The 634-nt window shown below is 44.3% G+C and carries 1 protein-coding gene; it reads left to right on the top strand.

Features of this window, described 5'->3' with window-relative positions:
• A partial coding sequence (locus R8O10_RS25875) for a tetratricopeptide repeat protein (protein WP_318192049.1) occupies window positions 1-619 on the top strand: 619 nt, incomplete at its 5' end.
• Window positions 620-634 lie beyond the last annotated feature (15 nt).

Genomic DNA, 634 nt, shown 5'->3' with positions numbered 1-634 from the left:
AGCGATTCGAATGATTGAGTTGGATGACGATTGGCACGCAGAGCTTTTGCTCCACGATGTAATTGGGGAGTCTCGTGATATTGGCTATCTGGCGCTGCAAGGCCGCGCTTATCGCTGGATGGGAAATTTAGAAATTGCGCGTAACCAAATCCACAACGGATTAAAACATTATCGTACCGCCTACGAGTTACTTGAAAATACAGTGTTTGAGATTCAAGTTGCGATGACGCTTAACAACATCGGTACTGTCTATTTAGACTCCTCCGATTGGAATCGCGCAAGCAACTATCTAAAACAAGCACTCGATGTATATGAGAGCAGTGAATATGAGTACGACAACAGTTTCTTTATTGGCGTAATCTATGCCAACTTAAGCATTGTTCATCTTGGCTTAGGAGACAGTGAGAAAGCCGAATACTACTTCCATGAGGCGATTCGACGCTCAATGCAAACAGGGTCGGATGTTATTAAACATCATTCATTGTCCAACTTTTCTCAAATGCTAAGCAGCATCGGTAAAACAGACGATGCCCTACTGCTCGCACAACGCTGTGTTGAGTTACCTAACCCAGACGGCATCGAAATCATTAAGATGCCATGCTATGAAGCATTTGCCTAAGCGTATCTCGCCGAC

Origin of the sequence: Vibrio sp. 1727, from assembly GCF_033344415.1 — a bacterium.
Lineage (GTDB): Bacteria > Pseudomonadota > Gammaproteobacteria > Enterobacterales > Vibrionaceae > Vibrio > Vibrio alginolyticus.
Note: the sequence above shows the minus strand (reverse complement) of the source record. Positions and strands in the feature narration are given on the sequence as shown.